This is a genomic window from Streptomyces sp. NPDC048825 (assembly GCF_043198355.1).
Lineage (GTDB): Bacteria > Actinomycetota > Actinomycetes > Streptomycetales > Streptomycetaceae > Streptomyces > Streptomyces xiangluensis.
In genome coordinates, this window is sequence record NZ_JBICUR010000010.1 from 221,662 (window position 1) to 239,951 (window position 18,290).

17 protein-coding genes are annotated in these 18,290 nt (G+C 70.8%); 7 read left to right on the forward strand and 10 right to left on the reverse strand.

Going from position 1 to position 18,290, the window contains the following annotated elements; genetic code table 11:
* Nucleotides 1-9: 9 nt before the first annotated feature.
* The 5 genes from ACGFNK_RS24525 to ACGFNK_RS24545 all read right to left on the reverse strand — a co-directional run bounded on the left by ACGFNK_RS24525 (nt 10) and on the right by ACGFNK_RS24545 (nt 6,025).
* Complete coding sequence (locus ACGFNK_RS24525; RefSeq protein WP_393419186.1) at nt 10-1,686, reverse strand: glycoside hydrolase family 13 protein; 1,677 nt, start codon at nt 1,684-1,686, stop codon at nt 10-12.
* A 384-nt stretch (nt 1,687-2,070) separates the two neighbouring features.
* On the reverse strand, nt 2,071-3,042 hold the full coding sequence (locus ACGFNK_RS24530) for an ROK family protein (protein WP_393419188.1): 972 nt from the start codon (nt 3,040-3,042) through the stop codon (nt 2,071-2,073).
* A 189-nt stretch (nt 3,043-3,231) separates the two neighbouring features.
* Complete coding sequence (locus ACGFNK_RS24535) at nt 3,232-4,560, reverse strand: FAD-dependent oxidoreductase (protein WP_393419190.1); 1,329 nt, start codon at nt 4,558-4,560, stop codon at nt 3,232-3,234.
* A complete protein-coding gene (locus tag ACGFNK_RS24540; protein WP_393419192.1) occupies nt 4,557-5,249 on the reverse strand; it encodes an SDR family oxidoreductase in 693 nt (230 codons plus the stop codon). Before ACGFNK_RS24540 ends, ACGFNK_RS24535 begins: the two co-directional genes overlap by 4 nt.
* Nucleotides 5,246-6,025, reverse strand: coding sequence for an SIS domain-containing protein (locus ACGFNK_RS24545; protein ID WP_344390632.1), 780 nt, complete (start codon nt 6,023-6,025; stop codon nt 5,246-5,248). Before ACGFNK_RS24545 ends, ACGFNK_RS24540 begins: the two co-directional genes overlap by 4 nt.
* Nucleotides 6,026-6,352: 327 nt before the next feature.
* Between ACGFNK_RS24545 and ACGFNK_RS24550 the strand changes: the two genes are divergently transcribed.
* Entirely contained in the window at nt 6,353-7,024 is a 672-nt protein-coding gene (locus ACGFNK_RS24550) for a GntR family transcriptional regulator (RefSeq protein WP_393419194.1), read from the forward strand.
* Between the two features lie 162 nt (nt 7,025-7,186).
* The gene (locus ACGFNK_RS24555; protein WP_393419196.1) at nt 7,187-8,137 is read left to right on the forward strand and encodes a phosphotriesterase; all 951 of its coding nucleotides are present in this window, start codon (nt 7,187-7,189) and stop codon (nt 8,135-8,137) included.
* A 79-nt stretch (nt 8,138-8,216) separates the two neighbouring features.
* On the opposite strand, the gene ACGFNK_RS24560 is transcribed toward ACGFNK_RS24555, so the two are convergent.
* From ACGFNK_RS24560 to ACGFNK_RS24575, 4 genes are all read right to left on the reverse strand, one after another.
* The gene (locus ACGFNK_RS24560) at nt 8,217-9,296 is read right to left on the reverse strand and encodes an acyl-CoA dehydrogenase family protein (RefSeq protein ID WP_393419198.1); all 1,080 of its coding nucleotides are present in this window, start codon (nt 9,294-9,296) and stop codon (nt 8,217-8,219) included.
* On the reverse strand, nt 9,293-10,474 hold the full coding sequence (locus ACGFNK_RS24565; protein WP_393419200.1) for an acyl-CoA dehydrogenase family protein: 1,182 nt from the start codon (nt 10,472-10,474) through the stop codon (nt 9,293-9,295). The genes ACGFNK_RS24560 and ACGFNK_RS24565 overlap by 4 nt, the downstream gene beginning before the upstream one ends.
* On the reverse strand, nt 10,471-11,448 hold the full coding sequence (locus ACGFNK_RS24570; RefSeq protein WP_393419202.1) for an NADPH:quinone oxidoreductase family protein: 978 nt from the start codon (nt 11,446-11,448) through the stop codon (nt 10,471-10,473). The genes ACGFNK_RS24565 and ACGFNK_RS24570 overlap by 4 nt, the downstream gene beginning before the upstream one ends.
* A 123-nt stretch (nt 11,449-11,571) precedes the next feature.
* Nucleotides 11,572-12,186 carry a helix-turn-helix domain-containing protein gene (locus ACGFNK_RS24575; protein WP_393419204.1) on the reverse strand — a complete coding sequence of 205 codons (615 nt, stop codon included), beginning with the start codon at nt 12,184-12,186 and terminating at the stop codon, nt 11,572-11,574.
* Nucleotides 12,187-12,263: 77 nt separating this feature from the next.
* Between ACGFNK_RS24575 and ACGFNK_RS24580 the strand changes: the two genes are divergently transcribed.
* From ACGFNK_RS24580 to ACGFNK_RS24600, 5 genes are all read left to right on the forward strand, one after another.
* On the forward strand, nt 12,264-13,199 hold the full coding sequence (locus tag ACGFNK_RS24580; protein ID WP_393419206.1) for an NAD(P)/FAD-dependent oxidoreductase: 936 nt from the start codon (nt 12,264-12,266) through the stop codon (nt 13,197-13,199).
* A 466-nt stretch (nt 13,200-13,665) separates the two neighbouring features.
* On the forward strand, nt 13,666-15,213 hold the full coding sequence (locus ACGFNK_RS24585) for an ATP-dependent DNA ligase (protein ID WP_393419208.1): 1,548 nt from the start codon (nt 13,666-13,668) through the stop codon (nt 15,211-15,213).
* Nucleotides 15,210-15,677 (forward strand): NUDIX domain-containing protein, encoded by a 468-nt coding sequence (locus tag ACGFNK_RS24590; RefSeq protein WP_393419210.1) that lies wholly within the window; start codon nt 15,210-15,212, stop codon nt 15,675-15,677. Before ACGFNK_RS24585 ends, ACGFNK_RS24590 begins: the two co-directional genes overlap by 4 nt.
* Nucleotides 15,678-15,877: 200 nt before the next feature.
* Nucleotides 15,878-17,263, forward strand: coding sequence for an NADP-dependent succinic semialdehyde dehydrogenase (locus tag ACGFNK_RS24595; RefSeq protein ID WP_393419212.1), 1,386 nt, complete (start codon nt 15,878-15,880; stop codon nt 17,261-17,263).
* Between the two features lie 25 nt (nt 17,264-17,288).
* Nucleotides 17,289-17,528 carry a DUF6213 family protein gene (locus ACGFNK_RS24600; protein WP_033325019.1) on the forward strand — a complete coding sequence of 80 codons (240 nt, stop codon included), beginning with the start codon at nt 17,289-17,291 and terminating at the stop codon, nt 17,526-17,528.
* Nucleotides 17,529-17,538: 10 nt separating this feature from the next.
* On the opposite strand, the gene ACGFNK_RS24605 is transcribed toward ACGFNK_RS24600, so the two are convergent.
* On the reverse strand, nt 17,539-18,213 hold the full coding sequence (locus ACGFNK_RS24605) for a transcriptional regulator (RefSeq protein ID WP_393419214.1): 675 nt from the start codon (nt 18,211-18,213) through the stop codon (nt 17,539-17,541).
* Nucleotides 18,214-18,290 lie beyond the last annotated feature (77 nt).

Sequence of the window (18,290 nt, forward strand, 5' to 3'; positions counted from 1 at the left end):
GACAACGGGTCAGTCGGTGAGGCCGTCGGCCACCCACCAGGCGGCAGTGCTGCCAGGGAGGGTGCCGGGCGGGCAGGGATCGCTCGCGAGCAGCGGTGTGCCGTGGACCGGGGCGGGACAGGGGACGTCGCCGAAGTTGACGGCGCACACCAGCCCGTCACCGCGGACGAAGGCCAGGACCTGCGGCGGGGAATCCAGCCAGCGCAGCGTCCCGTTGCCGAGCGACGGCAGGCTCTGGCGCAACCGCAGCGCGTCGCGGTACAGATGCCAGAAGGAATCGGGATCGGCCATGCCCCGCTCGGTGGTGTGCTCCGCGAACCATTCGGGCTGGGGCAGCCAAGGCTTGGCGACGCCTTCGCCCGAGGTGAAACCGAACGGGGACATGTGCCCCGACCACGGCAGCGGTACGCGGCAGCCGTCCCGGATGCCCACGCGGCTGCCGCTGCGATGGAAGATCGGGTCGGTGAGCACCTCGTCCGGCAGGTCGACGACCTCCGGCAGGCCCAGCTCCTCGCCCTGGTAGATGTAGGCGGCGCCGGGCAGGGAGAGCATCAGCAGCGCGGCGGCGCGAGCACGCGCGGAGGCCGCGTACCGGGTGACGGTGCGGACCTGATCGTGATTGTTGAGCACCCAGGTGATGGTCGACCCGGTGTCGGCTATGTCCCGCAGCGCGTCCTGGATGACCCGGCGGAAGGTGGCGACGTCCCAGGGGGCCGTCAGCATGTGGAAGAAGAACGCCTGGTGGAGTTCGTCCGGGCGGACATAGGCGGCCTGCTCGGCCGGGGTGCGCACGGACACCTCTCCGACGAGCAGCCGGTCGATGCCGTCCCGTGCGGCGTACTCCTCGCAGATGGCGCGCCAGGTGCGCCAGACACCGTGGGTCTCGGGCTGGTTCCACGCCAGGGGGTTGACCGTGTCCCGGGCGAGCGCGTCGGCTGCCGGGTCCGGGGAGTCCGGCAGTGCGGGATGCTTGAAGAGGCCGGTGGCCACGTCGATGCGGAACCCGTCGACGCCGCGGTCCAGCCAGAACCGCAGTACTTGCTCGAAGTAGCCGCCGACCTCGGGGTTGCGCCAGTTCAAGTCGGGCTGCTCCGGCCCGAACAGGTGCAGGTACCACTGGCCCGGCGTGCCGTCTGGCTCGGTCACCCGGGTCCAGGCGGGTCCGCCGAACATGGAGTGCCAGTTGTTGGGCGGCAGTTCGCCGCCCGCACCCCGGCCCTCGGCGAAGTGGAAGCGGGATCTGCCCGGACCGCCGTGCGGGCCTTCGGCCAGGGCCTGCAGGAACCACGGGTGGCGGCTGGAGCAGTGGTTGGGGACGATGTCGATGAGGACCTTGAACGCGAGTCTGTGCGCGTCGTCCACCAGGTGGCCGAACTCGTCCAGGTCTCCGTAGACCGGATCCACGTCGCAGTAGTCGGCGACGTCGTAGCCGTGGTCGTACTGCGGCGAGGGGTAGAACGGGTTGAGCCATATGCCGTCGACACCGAGTCGCTTGAGGTACGGCAGGCCCGCGCGGACACCGGCGAGGTCGCCGATGCCATCCCCGGTGCTGTCGAGGAAGCTGCGGACGTACACCTCGTAGATGACGGCGGTGCGCCACCACTGTTGTCGTGCGGTGTGCTCTGGCCGCTCGGAGGGGCGCGGTTCGTTCTGTACCGAGCCGTCGTCGACGAACGCGTCGATCATCGGGAAACCGTCCTGGGCTGGGCGTGATGGGAACCGGCCGCCGAGCGGGGAGGGCGACGGCCGGCCGACTGGGCGCCGGATCCCGCGCCGCGGAAGGCGCGTCGGGAGGGGATGGGATGCAGATGAGATGCGGATGGGGAGGCCGGTTGGCAGGTGGGGCTGACGGCTGACGGCTGACGGCTGACGGGCAAGGATTCGTTCGGCTTCGTTCGCCGGGCCAAGCGGGGTCGCCGGGTGTGAGGCCACCGATGAGGACGGAAGCCCATTCGCCGGCGCGATGCCCGCCGGTGAGGCCGGAACGCCGTTCGCCGGCGCGACACCCGCCGATGCGGAGGAAGGGCGGTCCGCCGATCGCGCCGCTCGTCGACGGGTGCTAAAGGACCGTCAGATCACGGATAACCGAGGCTCTGCCGAAGCGACGGCGAGGGGCTGCGCCGTGGCGTTCAGCGCCGCCCCCATCGCGCCGGCGTACGGGCCGAGTGCGGCGGCCAGGAACGTCACCGGTCCGATCAGTCGCCGACGGTCGCGCAGTGCCAGTTCGACGGCCGGTCGCATCACGCCGAAGGCCGGCGCCACACCACCGCCCACGACGACCGTCGAGAGACCGAGCTGGGTCAGCACGCTGCCCAGGACCGTACCTACTGCCGTGGCGGCGGTATCGAGGATCTCCCGGGCTGTGGTGTCGCCCGACTGGGCGGCCTGGACCAGATCTTCGGGTGTCGCGGTCCGGTTGTGGTCCGCGGTCCCGCGCGAGGCGAGGACGCGGGACCAGGCGACTGCCAGCGCCCGGCCGCCCGACACCGTCTCCAGGCAGCCGCGGGCTCCGCACGCACAGCGGCTTCCGCCGGGCGCGGCGGTCATGTGCCCGATTTCGCCGATCCTGTCGCCGGGGCCGCGCAGGACGCTGCCGCCCAGGGCGATCGCACCGCCTATCCCGGTGCCCATGGTCATGAACACCACGTCGGTGTGACCGCGCGCGGAGCCCAGAGCGAGTTCCGCCGAGGCGAACGCTCGTGCGTCGTTCATCAACAGGACGGGCTTCGCGGTCGCGCGTTCGAGCGTGTCCGCAAGCGGGTAACCCTGCCACTCGCCGTCGATGTTCGGAATGGTGGTGGTGGAGCGCAGGTCCGGGCTCAGATGGCCGGGCAGCGCCACGCCGATGGCCTCGGCGGTGCGCGCGCCCACGAGTTCGGCGATGGTGGCGGCGACCTGCGCGGGACCGGCGGCCGGCGTGGGCAGCGTGCCCCGCGCGACGACCACCGCGCCGGCACGGTGCACCCACTTGATGTTCGTGCCCCCGATGTCCACCCCAAGGGCGGACCCTTCGGGGCGAGGGCCGCCCCTGGTCGCGACCATGCGATCTCCTGATGGATCGGTATTGCCTGTATAGACTTAACGGGAAGCTAGGGCGCGCAAATCGTCCAGTCAATCAGTTGAGACGTAAAGAATCGGAAACGTCGAATGATTTGAGTCGACACGATCAGCGCTTTAGTAAGCCAGCAGCAGACGCTCGGACAACCTGTCTAGCCTTTTACGCCGAGACGGTCAGTCGGGTGCGATCAGGGCGCCGTCGGCTGCGAGTTGCTCACGCAGTTCGACGATGTTCCCGTCGCGGGGCCGGCATCCGGCGGAGACCGCCAGGGCCGCCGCGGTCCCGGCGGCCTGCCCCATCGCCATGCACTGTCCGATGGAGCGGACGGAGGCGTGGGCGTCGTGGGTGGCCGACAGGCACCGGCCCGCGACGAGCAGACCGTCAACGCCACGGGGAAGCAGGCATCGGTAGGGCACACCGTAAGTGCGGCCGGTGGGCGTCTGGTCACCGGAGCCGACGTACTGCCAGATCGTCCGCTGCCCGGCGGCATGGTCCTCGATCGGAGCCCCACAGCGCGCGATGGCGTCATCGAACTGACGCGCACTCAGGACGTCCTCCTTGCCCAGGACGTACTCGCCGATCAGACGGCGGCTCTCCCGCACGCCGATCCGCGGCGCGGAGGCGATGAGGAAAGCCCGTTCATATCCCGGCACTTGCTCGACGAGGAACCGCGCGTACTCGACGACCTGGCGACGCCCCTCCTGCTCGGCTGCCGAAAGCTGCCAGGGGTCGGTCGGGTCGACGCCGCTCACGCGAGTCACGTTGGTGTGGACGACCCCGGGTTCGGTGGTCCGGTGGACAGAACCTTCGCGCCGCGGCAGCTCGTACGCTCCCGAGTCGGCGTGCAGGGCCATCAGGCGGTGCAGCTCCGCCGTCGAGGTCGCCTCGGCGTCGACACCGGCGAGCCGGAAGGTCTGGGTGAGCGGTTGCACGACGCGGTCCTCGGCGGGTCGCTCCAGCGCAGCCCCCGCGCGCCAGGCGATGTCGGCATCACCGCTGGCGTCGACGACGACCCCGGCCCGTACGAATCCGGGGCCGGCGACCGTCTCGACGACCACCCCGAGAACGTCCTGACCCTCCATCACCACCCGTGACGCACGCGCGTGGAACAGGACCCGCACCCCGGCCCTGCCGGTGAGTTCGTCCCAGACCAGCTTGAGTGTCTCGGGGTCGTAGGTGATGCCGGTGCCCGCGCCGTAGGTGTTGGGTCGCTCGAAGGCCGCCTTGCGATCGGTGAGCTCCTGGCACACCTCCCAGCCCACGCCGCCGACGACGCGCTCCCCCGTGCCGGGCGCGTAGAAGCCGTAGAAGGTGTCCAGGACGCTCGCCCCGGTGCCGCCCAGGTGAGCGGCACCCTCCACGAGCAGGGTGGAGGCGCCCCGTCGGGCGGCCGCGACGGCTGCCGCGGAGCCCGCCGAGCCTCCGCCGACGACCACCACATCACCGTCCCACAGCAGCGGATGGCGCTCGGCCTCCGCCTGATTGACGCGTGTGCCGTTCACCTCAGGTGCCACCCTCCGTCTACGGGGACGACCGCGCCGGTCGTGCGGCAGGAAGAGTCCGACAGCAGCCACATGACGGTGTCGGCGATCTCTTCGGGGCTGCAGGCCCGCGCCCCGAGCGGCATCAGCCGCGGCAATCGGTCCTGGATCGCGGGATCGGTCATGGCACGGGCGGCCATCGGGGTGTCCACCAGGCCGGCCGCGACGATGTTGACGCGCACCCCCTTGGGGGCGCCGGTGAACGCGGCCGAGCGCACCAGGGGCACCAGGGCGCCCTTCGCGCTGGCGTAGGCCGCGGTGAGGAAGTCCTCATCGAGCGTGCTCGCCAGGGCGGAGCCGATCACGACGATCGACCCGCCCGAGCCGGACAGCCGCCGTATGCCGGCACGCAACAGGTAGAACACCGAGTCGAGATCGACCCGGTGCACTTCACGCCATGCCTCGTCGCCGCACTCGTCCACCGGCCCGTCGCCGAGACGCCGGCCGGACATGCCCACCGCGTGCACGATGCCGTCCAGACCGTCCAGGGCCTCGGCTGCTCGAGCCACGGCCGCGTCGGCACCCGCGGATACGGTGATGTCGTACGTGTCGCGGTCGGCCTCGAAGACTTCGGCACCGGCTGCCCGCGCCGCGTTGACACACGCGGCCCCGATCCCGCCCTGAGCGCCGGCCACCAGCAGCCGCTTCACGGCGCGCCGTCCGCGGTGCGCAGAGCGGCGGCGGAGCGGCGGGCGAATTCGAGATAGGCGCCCTCGAACAGCTCGTTGCTGCGGTCCGCGCCGACCAGGCGGGAACTGGTGATGACCGGAGGCATGGCGCCCCGCTCGGCGAGCAGTTCGGCGACCCGGACCTTGATCTCGTTGACCACGGCGATCGCGGTGAAGGTACTCACCGGGCCGACGGGAACGTCCAGGCCGTCGACGTGGCAGATGGCGTCGCCGACCGGCGATCCCAGGTCGATCACCACATCGGCGTGGTCGGCGAGCCGGGAGCCGCTCGGATGCCGCGGTTCGGCGGCGTTCGTCTCCTGCAGCGACGTGGCCGCGATGACCGGCAGCCCTGCCTTCTTCGCGCCCATCGCCATCTCGATGGGGACGGCGTTGAGCCCGCTGACACTGAAGATGAACATGCTGTCCGAAGGACGCAGCCGGAAGTTGGCCAGGATCTGGTCGGCCAGTCCCTCGACGCGCTCGATGAACATCGCCTGCCGCTGTCCGTTGGCCCCCACCACCTGGGTGTGGAACGTCATCGAGAGCTCCACCAGTGGCTGGAAGCCGGGATAGGAGCCGTAGCGGGGAAATATCTCCTCCACCGGCATGCGCGAATGACCGGTGCCGAAGGTGTAGACGACCCCGTCGGCGGCGATCGACCTGGCGGCGATCTGAGCCGCGGCCTCGACGGCGCCGGCCTGGGACTCGGCAATCTGCTCGACGATCCCGACTGCGGTACGGATCCACGATGACACGTGCAGATACCTCTCGGTGCGAGGGCGGAGACAGACGGAGACAGGGCGCTCCTGCGGAACGGCCTCCGGCGAACTCGATAAGTCTAGACAGGTAGTACGCCTCTGGACGCTAGAGCGGCGACCAGTAGAACGTCAAGCATCTGTACCGGTTGATCACTGATTACAGCCGAGCGGCACTGGTGTGGACGCGCGCCGAAGTGACGGCCTATGCTGCGGGGGCCTACCGGTATAGACAGCGGGGCCTTTCGCTAGAGACAGCGGAGGCCAACCGGTACAGACAAAGGGAGGAAAACCGTGGCTCGGCGGCCCATGCCGCGACATGAAGCAGTGGAACGGCACATCCGCGGCCGGATCGCGGGGCTGAAGCCCGGGGATCAGATCGAGTCCGACGCGGAACTGTGCGACTTGTTCCAAGTCAGCCGGATGACCGTCCGGCAGGCGACCCAGCGTCTGGTCGCCGAGGGTGCGATCTACCGGATCTCCGGAGTCGGCACCTTCGTGGGGGAACCGCAGGTCCACCGCCAGATGGGCAAACTCCGCTCCTTCACCGAGGAGATGGCCCTGCGCGGCATGACCGTGTCATCGACCGTCCTGGCGAGTGAACTGCGCGTGGGCAGCCAGGAGGAAACCACCGCGCTCAGACTCGCTCCTCAGTCCAACGTCGTTCATGTACGGCGGCTGCGGTTGGCCGACGACCAGCCGATGGCGATCGAGAACGTCGTGCTGCCACCGTCCTGTGCCTGGCTGTTGCGCGAGGACCTGGCCCATGGCTCGCTGCACCAGGCCCTCACCGAGCAGGGTTTCGCCCCCTCGCGGGCAACCGGAACGCAGATAGCGGCCATCGCCACCGAGGACGACGCCGCTCTTCTGGAACTGCCCGTCGGGGCGGCCATCTTCGTCGAGCGCCGACTGATCACGACCGGCGACGGCACACCCGTCGAACTCACCGAATCCCGCTATGCGGGTTCCCGTTTCGTGTTCCACATCGAACTGGCCTAGGGGCTTCCGAACTGGCCTGGCCGGTCGGTCCCGGCCACCGGTCATGACCGCCGGTACCAGAACCACGGCTGCAACTGTCGGTCGTGGCGCCCGGCCCCCCCGGCCCGAGCCGGGTGGGCCCCCGACACCGGTCGGAGGGTCGGCATCGTGAAGGAGAACAGCATGCCTGTCGTCGAGACAGTCCTGGGCCCTGTCGCCGCTGCCGAACTCGGCGCGGTGGATGCCCACGAGCACGTCTTCCTGCGTACCCCGGTCAACCCGGGTGACGAGTTCCTCGACACCGGCAAGGCGGCGGCCGAGCTCCTGCGGGTGGCGGCGAGCGGCATCCGTACCGTCGTCGACCTGACCCCGGTCGGCCTCGGACGCCGCCCCGTCCAGCTCGCCGAGGTCTCCCGCACAAGCGCCGTACATGTCGTGGCCGCGACCGGCTTCCACCGCAGCGCGCACTACCCGGCCGCTCACTGGGCCCGCCACGCCGACGACGCCACGCTTCTCGACGTACTCCTGGACGACCTCGGGACCGGCATGGACAGCCACGACTGGGACTTTCCGCGCCCCGTCCCCAGCCCTCACAAGGCGGGCGTCATCAAACTCGGGGCTTCGTACCACCGTATCGACCGCCACGAGGAACGCTGGTTCGCCGCGGGAGCGACGGCGGCCCGGCAGACAGGCGTGGCCGTGGCGGTCCACACCGAGGTCGGGACCGCCGCACACGCCGCCCTGGACCTCCTGGACAAGCACGGCCTGCCGGCCGGGCGGGTTCTGCTCGCCCACACCGACCGCAACCCCGATCCGGAACTGCACCTCGACCTGATCGCCCGCGGCGCCCACCTCGTCTACGACACGATCGGGCGGATCAAGTACCGGCCGGACTCCGTCGTCCTCGACCTGATCGAGCGCATGGCCGAGGCCGGCAAGCTGGGTCACGTCTGCCTGGGGACCGACGTCGGACGCAAGTCCTCGCTCACCGCGTACGGCGGCGGGCCGGGAATGGACGTACTCGGCCGGGAGTTCGTCCCGCGGCTGCGCCGGCGCCTGGGCGACGAGGCGGTCGAGACCGTTTTGCGGTACGCCCCTCAGGCACTCCTGGGCAAAGAGACCCCCGCCGTGTGAGGGCAGCGCCGAGCCGCGGCCGCGCCGTCGGCCCCGCCCCAGGTGGGGCGGGCTCCTCACGGGTGTGAGCAGGTGTACGTCACGGTGCTCGGAGGTCGACCAGTTCGGCCAGCGCCTCCCGGTGGCCGCCCGCCGTTCCGTACGCGATCGAGTCGGCCTTGGCCCGCTTCAGGTAGAGGTGCACTGGGTGCTCCCACGTCATGCCGATGCCGCCGTGCAACTGCACTGCCTCCTCGGCGGCGTGAACCGCGACGGGTGCCGCGTAGGCCTGGGCGACGGCTACCGCCACGTCCGCGTCCGTACTCCCGGTGGCCAGCGTGTCGGCGGCATTGCGGGCCGCGGCACGTGTGTTGACGACCTCCAGCCACAGCTGGGCGAGCCGGTGCTTGATGGCCTGGAAGCCGCCGACGGGCCGGTTGAACTGCTTGCGGTCCTTCAGGTGGCGGACCGTCTCGGTCAAGCACCAGTCGGCGAGGCCGAGTTGCTCGGAGGCGAGCAGTCCGGCTCCAGCCCGCAGGCCACGTCGTACGGCGGGTTCGGCATCCCCCAGCAGGCGGCCGGCCGCACCCTCCAGCAGCACCGTCGCCACCGGCCGGGTCAGGTCCAGGGACACCTGCGGGCTGACGGTCACGGCGTCGGCCTCCACCGCGTACAGGCCGCCGTCGTCCGCGGGCACCAGCAGTACGTCGGCGACGGCCGCGTCCGCGATGCCGGTCAACTCCCCGTGCAGGGCGCCATTCTCGTGTCGTACGAGCTGGTAGGCGGCGCCGGGAGCGACGTTCAGCGCGACGGCGAGGGCGCCGATCCGCCGCCCGGACGCCAACTCGCCGAGAAGGTCGTCGGCCGGGGGGATGGCGAGCAGGGCCTCAGTGGCGACGACCGCGCTCGTCAGATAGGGCACGGGAGCGACCGCGCGGCCCAACTCCTCCAGCACCACGGCGACTTCGCGGTGCGTGGCGCCCTGGCCGCCGGACGACTCGGGGACGAGGAGGCCCGCAAGGCCCATGCCGTCGGCGAGTGCCTTCCACAGCTCTGGGTCGTAGGGCGTGTCGGACTCCACGCGGGCGAGCACGCCCGCCGCGTCGCAGTGGTCGGCGAGGAGATCGCGTACGGCCGCGCGCAGCGCCTCTTCCTCCTCCGAGTACAGCAGATCAGTCATCGCGCGAGGTCCTTCCAGGCGACGTCCTTGTCGGTGCGCGGCTCGGCGGGCAGGCCCAGGACGCGCTCGGCGACGATGTTCAGCAGGACCTCGCTGGTCCCGCCCTCGATGCTGTTGCCCTTGGAGCGGAGGTAGCGGTATCCGGCCTCGCGCCCGGTGAAGTCGACGAGTTCGGGGCGCCGCATCGTCCAGTCGTCGTACAACAGGCCTTCCTCGCCGAGCAGTTCGACCTCCAGGCCGCTGATCTCCTGGTTGAGGCGGGCGAACGCGAGCTTCAGCCCGGAGCCCTCGGGGCCGGGCTGGCCCGCGACGAGCTGCTGGCGCAGCCGTTCGCCGGTGAGACGGGCGACCTCAGCCTCCACCCACAGGGTGAGGAGTCGCTGATGGAGGTCGTGGGTGCGCAGTTCGGGCCGCTCGCGCCAGGTCTTCGAGACCGGGCCGATCATGCCGCCCTCGCGCGGGATGCGCATACCGCCGATGGACACCCGCTCGTTCATCAGCGTCGTCTGCGCGACGCGCCAGCCGTCGCCGATCTCCCCGAGCCGGTGGCTGTCAGGAATGCGCACGTCGGTGAGGAACACCTCGTTGAACTCGGCCTCGCCGGTGATCTGGCGCAGCGGACGCACGTCGACACCGGGGTCGGTCATGTCGCAGATGAAGTACGTGATCCCGCGGTGCTTGGGCACGTCCGGGTCCGTGCGGGCGATGAGGATGGCCCAGCGGGCGAGATGGGCGCTTGACGTCCACACCTTCTGCCCGTTGACGACCCAGCTGTCGCCCTCTCGTACGGCCCGCGTGCCCAGCGCGGCCAGGTCGGAGCCGGCGCCCGGCTCGCTGAACAGCTGGCACCAGACCTCCTCGCCCACCCAAAGGGGCCTGAGGAAGCGGCGCTTCTGCTCCTGCGTACCGAAGCCGAGGATCGTCGGCGCCGCCATGCCGAGGCCGATGCCGATGCGCCGCGGGTCGTTGTCGGGGGCGCCCGCGGACTCCAACTCGGCGTCCACGACGGCCTGGAGAGAGCGCGGCGCGCCAAGTCCCCCGAGGCCCTCCGGGTAGTGCACCCAGGCGAGTCCGGCGTCGAAGCGGGCCTTGAGGAAGTCGAGGCGGTCGGTGGTGGCGGGGGCGTGGGCAGCCAGCAACTCCTGCGTCCGTTCCCGCAGTTCGGCGGCGTCGGTCATGCCGCTCCTCCTTCGGGGAGACCGGGGATGACGGCGACGCGCCCGGTGGTGACCCCGTCGGCGACACGCTGAACGGCGGCAGCCGCACCGCCCAGCGTCACGCGCTCACTGACCAGCGGCTTGATCGCGCCACGGGCGGCCAGTTCGGTGAGCTGCTCGTGGCAGCGCAGGACGAGCTTCGGGTTCTTGGTGTTGTAGAGGCCCCAATGCAGGCCCATGATCGAGTAGTTCTTCACCAGGGCGTGGTTCAGGGCCGGACTGGGAATGGACCCGCTCGCGAAGCCCACGACCACGATCCGCCCCTCGAAGGCGACGACCTTGGCGGACTGCGCGTACGCCTCACCGCCGACCGGGTCGTAGATCACGTCCGCGCCCCGGCCGCCAGTCGCCTCCTTCACGGCGCCGACGACGTCCTCGGCGCGCCGGTCGATGACGACGTCGCACCCCAACTCCCGCGCCACGTCCGCCTTGTCGGACCCGCCCACGACCCCGATGACCGTGGCGCCCGCGGCCTTGCCGAGCTGCACGGCCGCGCTGCCGACCCCTCCTGCGGCAGCGTGGACGAGCAGCGTCTCGCCGGCCTCCAGACCCGCCCTGCGGTGCAGACCGAACCACCCCGTCTGGTAGCCGATGTGCAGCGCCGCGGCCTCGGCGTCGTCGAGCGCCTCGGGGGCGGGCAGTACGGCCGCGGCGTCCGCGATCGCGTACTCGGCGAAGCCGCCGTACGGCAGCGCGGGATTGCCGATGACCCGCCGTCCGTCCTCGGTCTCGCCGCAGAGTTCCACGCCGGGCGTGAACGGCAGCGGCGGCCTGATCTGGTACTGCCCGCGGCACAGCAGGGCGTCCGGGAAGTTGATGTTCGCGGCACGCACCTTGAGCAGGACCTGGCCCTCGCCGGGCACCGGCCGCTCCACCTCGTCGAGCCGCATCACCTCGCTCGGCTCGCCGTTCTGGTGCACTTGCCATGCCTGCATGCGGGGCCTCCACGGAGCGGTGTCTGTCCCGGTCGCCTCCGGGGCGCGCTTGCTCGTCTGGTGCGCCTGACCGGGCTCCAGCGCATACTAAGCGGTCGCTTGCCCTCCTGTGAACCACCGGCGTCAGCCGTCTTCGCCACCCTGCTTGGGCCGCGCCCGTACGTGCATCCGCTCCCCCTGCGGCCCGAAGATGCTGAGGAACTCCACCGGCCCGTCCCCCGTCGACCCGAACCAGTGAGGCACGCGCGTGTCGAACTCGGCTGCCTCCCCCGGCCCGAGCACTACGTCATGGTCGCCGAGCACGAGCCGCAGCCGCCCCGAGAGCACGTACATCCACTCGTATCCCTCGTGCACACGCGGGTCCGGCTCTGTGGACCGGGCAGGTTCCAGCACCTTGTAGGCCAGGAGTCCGCCGGGCTGCCGGGTGAGCGGCCAGTGGGTCCGGCCATACCGCACGATGGGCTTGGACCGGACGCGCGGGTCGCCCACAGGGGGTGCGCCGACCAGTTCGTCGAGGGGCACCTGGTGGGCGCGGGCGATGGGCAGCAGCAGTTCCAGGCTGGGTTTGCGCAGACCGGACTCCAGCCGGGAGAGGGTGCTCACGGAGATGCCGGTGACTTCGGACAGACCCGCCAGGGTCGCGCCCCGCTCCTTCCTGATCCGTCGCAGCCGGGGACCGACTCCCGCCAGAACTTCGTCGGTGTCCCGCTCATTGAGGTCCGTCTCGTGCTCACTCATGGATCTATTGCAGTTTCGGCAAAGATGTTTGTCAATGCGGCAGCGATTCGGCGACCTTGTCCATGGAGGTGGTCACCATGACCGATCGTTACGAAGTGGTCGTCGTCGGAGGCGGCGCGGCCGGGCTGTCCGCCGCGCTCGTACTGGGGCGCGCACGGCGCCACGTGCTCGTCGTCGACGCGGGCGAGCCGCGCAACGCGCCTGCCGCGCACATGCAGGGTTATCTGTCGCGTGACGGGATGTCACCCGCAGAGTTCCTCGCCGAGGGGCGGCGGGAGATTCAGCGGTACGGGGTCGGACTGGTCCAGGACCGCGCGGTCGACGTCGCGCGGGACGACGCCGGGGAGTTCGATGTGACGCTGGCGTCCGGGCGTTCGGTGCACGCGCGCCGGCTGGTCGTCGCGACCGGGCTCGCGGACGAAATGCCGTCGGTGCCCGGGGTCGCGGAGCGGTTCGGGCGGGACGTGCTGCACTGTCCGTACTGCCACGGCTGGGAGGTCCGAGACCAGGCGTTCGGGGTGCTCGCGACGTCCGTCATGAGCGTGCACCAGGCGCTGATGGTCACGCAGTGGTCCAAGGACGTGTCCTTGTTCCTGCACACGGTCGCCGAATCCGAACTCTCGGACGAGGACCTGCGCCACCTGGCCGCGGCAGGGGTGAACGTGGTTCCCGGCGAGGTTTCGGCGCTCGTCGTCTCAGACGATCGGCTCGCCGGCGTACGTCTCGCGGACGGGTCCGAGCACGAGCGCTCGGTGGTGTTCGTATCGCCGCGGGCCGTTCCGCGCACGAGGCTGCTGGAGCGGCTCGGTGCCGACCTGAAGGAGACTCCGTTCGGCGTGTACGCCGCCGTGGACGAGACGGGGCGCACGAGCGTGCCGGGGGTGTGGGCTGCGGGTAACGCGGTGGGGTTCTCGGAGCAGGTGATCAATGCGGCGGCGTTGGGTTATCGGGCGGGTGCCATCATCAATGGGGACTTGCTGTTCGCGGACATCGCGAGTGCCTCCGGCGGCTGAGCGAGTGCCTCCGGCGGTTCAGCAGGGGCGCCTACCAGGCGGGTGGGTTCGGTTCGTGGGCGGCTGCGGGTGCGTCGTGGCTGGTCGCGCAGTTCCCCGCGCCCCTAAAAAGGGGCGCTCCCGGAGCCGCCAGGCATCATGCTCACCAGCCCCGACGTGCCCGCACTTGCCCACCGGCGGGAGGGGACGTGGGCCGGTGCGTCGTATGCCCGTCGCGTAGGTTCTGTCTCAGGTCACCCGCACCCTGTGGAAGACGAAGGGCCGTATGCCCACCCTGCGACGGGCTGACGCACCGGCCCACGGCCCCGCACCCACCACCCACCCCAGGGGCGCGGGGCTGTGACATCAGCGGCTCCGCCGCGGGGCGCGACCAGCCACCCACAAACCCGCACCCGACAACGAACCCACCCGCCCAACCGCCGGAGGCAACCCGCCCCCGAGACACAACCTGTAGGACCATGGCTTCATGCTGTTCGCCCGGCTCGCTCGTGTGTCGCAGGAGGTCGCCTCCACCTCGGCCCGCTCCCGGAAGATCGGCCTGCTGGCCGAGCTGTTCCGGGACGCCGAGGCCGAGGAGGCGCCGATCGTGATCCCCTACCTGGCGGGACGCCTCCCTCAGGGAAGGATCGGCATCGGCTGGAAGGTGCTCAGCCGCCCCGTCACCCCGGCCGGAGAGCCCACGCTCAGCGTCCGGGACGTGGACGCCCGCCTGACCACGCTCGCCGGCGTCTCCGGCCCCGGCTCGCAGGCCGAACGCCTGCGGCTGGTCGGAGAGTTGTTGGCGGCGGCCACCGCGGACGAGCAGCGGTTCCTGTTCGGCCTGCTCAGCGGAGAGGTACGGCAGGGCGCCCTCGACGCCGTCGCCGTCGAGGGACTCGCCGAGGCGACCGACGCACCCTCCGCGGACGTACGACGGGCGGTGATGCTGGCCGGTTCGCTGCAGACCGTGGCGCAGCGCCTGCTGGCGGACGGCCCGAAGGCCCTCGCCGAGTTCCGGCTCACCGTCGGCCGCCCTGTCCTGCCCATGCTGGCGCACAGCGCCTCGTCCGTGGCCGAGGCGATCGACAAGCTCGGCACCTGCGCAGTCGAGGAGAAGCTGGACGGCATCCGCGTCCAGGTCCACCGCGGCGGCGACGACATACGCCTCTACACGCGCACCCTGGACGACATCACCGACCGCCTGCCCGAACTCACTGCCGCGGCACGGGAGTTGAAGGGCGAGCGGTTCATCCTGGACGGCGAGGTCATCGCGTTCGACGAGGGCGGACGCCCGAAATCCTTCCAGGACATCGCCGGACGGGTGGGCTCCCGCGTGGACGTCGGCACGGCGGCCAGGGCCCTGCCCGTCTCCCCCGTCTTCTTCGACGCGCTGTCGGTGAACGGCCACGACCTTCTCGACCTGCCGTTCGCCGACCGCCACGCGCAGCTGGCCCGGCTGGTGCCCGAACCGATGCGAGTGCGGCGCACGCTGGTGACGGATCCGGCGGACGGCGAGACACGCGAGGCCGCGGAACGGTTCCTCGCGGACACGCTGAAGCGCGGCCACGAGGGCGTCGTACTGAAGGGCCTCGACGCCCCCTACAGCGCGGGGCGGCGCGGCGCCTCCTGGCTCAAGGTCAAACCCGTACACACGCTTGACCTGGTGGTGCTGGCCGCCGAGTGGGGGCACGGGCGGCGTACCGGCAAGCTGTCCAACCTGCATCTGGGGGCGCGTAATCCGGACGGCTCGTTCGCCATGCTGGGCAAGACGTTCAAGGGCATGACGGACGCGATGCTGGACTGGCAGACCGAGCGGCTGCGCGAGCTCGCCGTCAAGGACAGCGGGCATGTGGTGACCGTCCGTCCCGAACTCGTCGTCGAGATCGCCTACGACGGCTTGCAGAAGTCCACCCGCTACCCGGCCGGCGTCACGCTCCGCTTCGCCCGCGTCGTCCGGTACCGCGAGGACAAAACTCCGGCGGAGGCCGACACCGTCGAGACGCTGCTCGCCGCGCACCCGGAGGTGTCCCGGTGAAAGCCCCTCGCCGCAGCGCGGGCCTGCTGCTGTTCCACCACACCGGCGACGGCCCGGAGGTACTGCTCGGCCACATGGGCGGCCCGTTCTGGGAACGCCGCGACGCCGGCGCATGGACCGTACCGAAGGGTGAGTACGAGCCCGACGAGCCGGCCTGGGACGCGGCCCGCCGGGAGTTCCGCGAGGAGCTGGGCCTGGAGCCACCCGACGGAGAGGCCGTGCCGCTCGGCGAGGTCCGGCAGGCGAACGCCAAGATCGTCACCGCGTGGGCGATCGAGGCCGACCTCGACCCGGCGACGGTGGTCCCGGGAACATTCGAGATGGAGTGGCCGAGGGGCTCGGGCCGGGTCCAGCAGTTCCCGGAACTGATCCGGGTGGAGTGGTTCGGGCTCGACCGGGCGCGATCGTTGATCGTCAAGGCCCAGGCCGAGTTCCTGGACCGCCTCGAAGAGCGAGTCGGCTAGAACGCCTGCACCTGGGTACGCGGATCCGACAAGGGCCCCGAAGGGGCGCGGGGCCGTGACATATGCGGCTCCGCAGCGCGGGTGCTACCAGCCACAACCAACCCGCAGACCTGGACGGCGCTCGGAACAACAGCGCTCCCAGAACAAGTGCCCCCGAGCGGAGCGCCCCCGCGGAGCGCCCGCGTATCAGGAGGTCAGCCATGCCCATCGCAACGGTGAACCCGGCAAACGGCGAAACGCTCAAGACCTACGACGCCCTCGGCGCCGAGGAGACCGAGCGCAGGCTCGCGACCGCCGACGCCGCGTTCCATACGTATCGCACCACCTCGTTCGCCGAGCGCGCACGGCTGATGCGCCGGGCCGCCGACCTGCTGGAAGAGGATTCGCAGGACACCGCCCGCGTGATGACCACGGAGATGGGCAAGCCGATCAAGCAGGCCCGCGCGGAGGTCGCGAAGTGCGCGAAAGCGATGCGCTGGTACGCCGACCACGCCGAGGAACTGCTCGCCGACGAAGAGGCCCCGGAGCCGGAGGCGCGCGACTCCGGCGCCTCCCGGGTGCTCGTGCGCTACCGGCCGCTCGGCCCGGTGCTCGCGGTGATGCCCTGGAACTTCCCGCTGTGGCAGGTGATCCGGTTCGCCGCGCCCGCGCTGATGGCCGGCAACGTGGGGCTGCTGAAGCACGCGTCGAACGTGCCGCAGACCGCCCTCTACCTGGAGGATCTGTTCCACCGGGCGGGCTTCCCCGAGGGCTGCTTCCAGACGTTGCTCATCGGCTCCGGCGAGGTCGAGGGCATCCTGCGTGACGAGCGGGTCAAGGCTGCGACGCTCACCGGCAGCGAACCTGCGGGCCGCGCGGTCGCCTCGGTCGCCGGCGACGAGGTCAAGAAGACGGTGCTGGAGCTGGGCGGCAGCGATCCGTACGTGGTGATGCCGTCGGCCGACCTCGACCGGGCGGCGAAGACGGCGGTGACGGCCCGAGTGCAGAACACCGGACAGTCCTGCATCGCCGCCAAGCGGTTCATCGTGCACACGGACGTGTTCGACGCCTTCGCCGAGCGCTTCACGGCGGGCATGGAGGCGCTGAACGTCGGCGACCCGCTGGACGAGGACACGGACGTCGGCCCGCTCTCCAGCGAGCAGGGCCGCGACGGCCTGGTGGAGCTGGTGGACGAGGCGGTGGAGAGCGGCGCGACGGTCCTGTGCGGCGGCGAACGGCCCGACCGGCCCGGCTGGTACTACCCGCCGACCGTCCTCGCCGACGTCACCCCCGCCATGCGCATCCACCGCGAGGAGACCTTCGGTCCGGTCGCCACGCTCTATCGTGCCGCCGGCCTCGACGAAGCGGTGGCGATCGCCAACGACTCGCCGTTCGGGTTGAGTTCCAACGTCTGGACCCGCGACGAGGCCGACATCGACCGCTTTGTACGCGATCTGGAAGCGGGCGGTGTCTACGTCAACGGGATGACGGCGTCCCACCCGGCGTTCCCGTTCGGCGGGGTCAAGCGGTCCGGCTACGGGCGTGAGCTGTCGGGCCAGGGAATCCGCGAGTTCTGCAACATCACCACCGTATGGCACGGAGCGTGAGCGTTCCGCAGTTACGATCGCCTGTGTGAACCGCGAAGTGACCCTCCCTCTGATCGTCGACGACCGCGGCACTTTGCAGGTGGCGGCCGCCGATGTCAGCAAGCTGCTGCGCACGGTCGGCGGCCGGTGGCTGCATCTGGTGGAAGCCGGTCAGGAGGGTCTCGACGAGGACACGGTGGCGACCCTCACGATCGAACTCGCCAAGCTGGCCGACCGTATCGACGTGGCCTGCATCGCCCACAGCAGCGGGACGTCGTCCGACTAGGACTCACTCGCTAGGACTCGCCCCGGTCCAGCTCCCACAGCGTGTGCCAGAACATCTCCTCGTAGCGCTGCAGCAGGCGTCCGTAGCGATGGACCGCCTCCTCGCTGATCAACTCCGCGTCCAGCCCTGCCTGTACGGCGGCCACCGCCTTCTGCTCCAGGTCGGGCGCGGGTTCGGCGAACAGGTCGAAGAACCCGCAGGCCTCGTCGTCGAAGCCGTACTGGCGGCGCAGCGCCTCGGCAATGGTGGCGCAATAGCCGCCCCACGCCGAGAAGTTGGCGCTCAGCGCGAGCACCACGTCGGCCGGTGCACCGTTCAGGGCGAGCCAGGCGACGTACGCGGGATACGCCTGGGCCCCCGCCAGCGGCTCGTACGCCGCCACCCGCGCCTCATCGGCTCCGCAGGCGGCGAGCAGCGGTCCGAGCCGACCATGGGCCAGCGCCTCACCCTCCGCAAGCATGGTGAAGTAGGCGAAGCACTCGGGCTCGGCGGCCGACCGTTCCGCCAGGTGCAGGAACGCCCGGCGGTCCGCGGCGATCACATAGCGCTGTTCCATTGCGAGAGTGGCGAGGGTGTCTTGCCGTGCCGCGCCCCTGCCGATCAGGGGCAGCAGCCGGTTGGCCTGCGGGTCGGGGGCGAGCTTTCCGGTGGTGGTCTCCAGCAGTTCCCTGGCTGTCCGCGTCATCGCCGCACTCCTTCGGCTCGACTGCGCTGCCTTTCCCGTACCCCCAGGCTCTCACGGCCCCGCCGACCGCTCAGGTG

Excerpts from the sequence above, each read along its gene's own strand:
- ACGFNK_RS24525 (WP_393419186.1), bottom strand. The coding sequence starts at position 1,686 with ATGATCGACGCGTTCGTCGACGACGGCTCGGTACAGAACGAACCGCGC.
- ACGFNK_RS24530 (WP_393419188.1), bottom strand. The coding sequence starts at position 3,042 with ATGGTCGCGACCAGGGGCGGCCCTCGCCCCGAAGGGTCCGCCCTTGGG.
- ACGFNK_RS24555 (WP_393419196.1), top strand. The coding sequence starts at position 7,187 with ATGCCTGTCGTCGAGACAGTCCTGGGCCCTGTCGCCGCTGCCGAACTC.
- ACGFNK_RS24560 (WP_393419198.1), bottom strand. The coding sequence starts at position 9,296 with ATGACTGATCTGCTGTACTCGGAGGAGGAAGAGGCGCTGCGCGCGGCC.
- ACGFNK_RS24565 (WP_393419200.1), bottom strand. The coding sequence starts at position 10,474 with ATGACCGACGCCGCCGAACTGCGGGAACGGACGCAGGAGTTGCTGGCT.
- ACGFNK_RS24570 (WP_393419202.1), bottom strand. The coding sequence starts at position 11,448 with ATGCAGGCATGGCAAGTGCACCAGAACGGCGAGCCGAGCGAGGTGATG.
- ACGFNK_RS24575 (WP_393419204.1), bottom strand. The coding sequence starts at position 12,186 with ATGAGTGAGCACGAGACGGACCTCAATGAGCGGGACACCGACGAAGTT.
- ACGFNK_RS24580 (WP_393419206.1), top strand. The coding sequence starts at position 12,264 with ATGACCGATCGTTACGAAGTGGTCGTCGTCGGAGGCGGCGCGGCCGGG.
- ACGFNK_RS24585 (WP_393419208.1), top strand. The coding sequence starts at position 13,666 with ATGCTGTTCGCCCGGCTCGCTCGTGTGTCGCAGGAGGTCGCCTCCACC.
- ACGFNK_RS24595 (WP_393419212.1), top strand. The coding sequence starts at position 15,878 with ATGCCCATCGCAACGGTGAACCCGGCAAACGGCGAAACGCTCAAGACC.
- ACGFNK_RS24605 (WP_393419214.1), bottom strand. The coding sequence starts at position 18,213 with ATGACGCGGACAGCCAGGGAACTGCTGGAGACCACCACCGGAAAGCTC.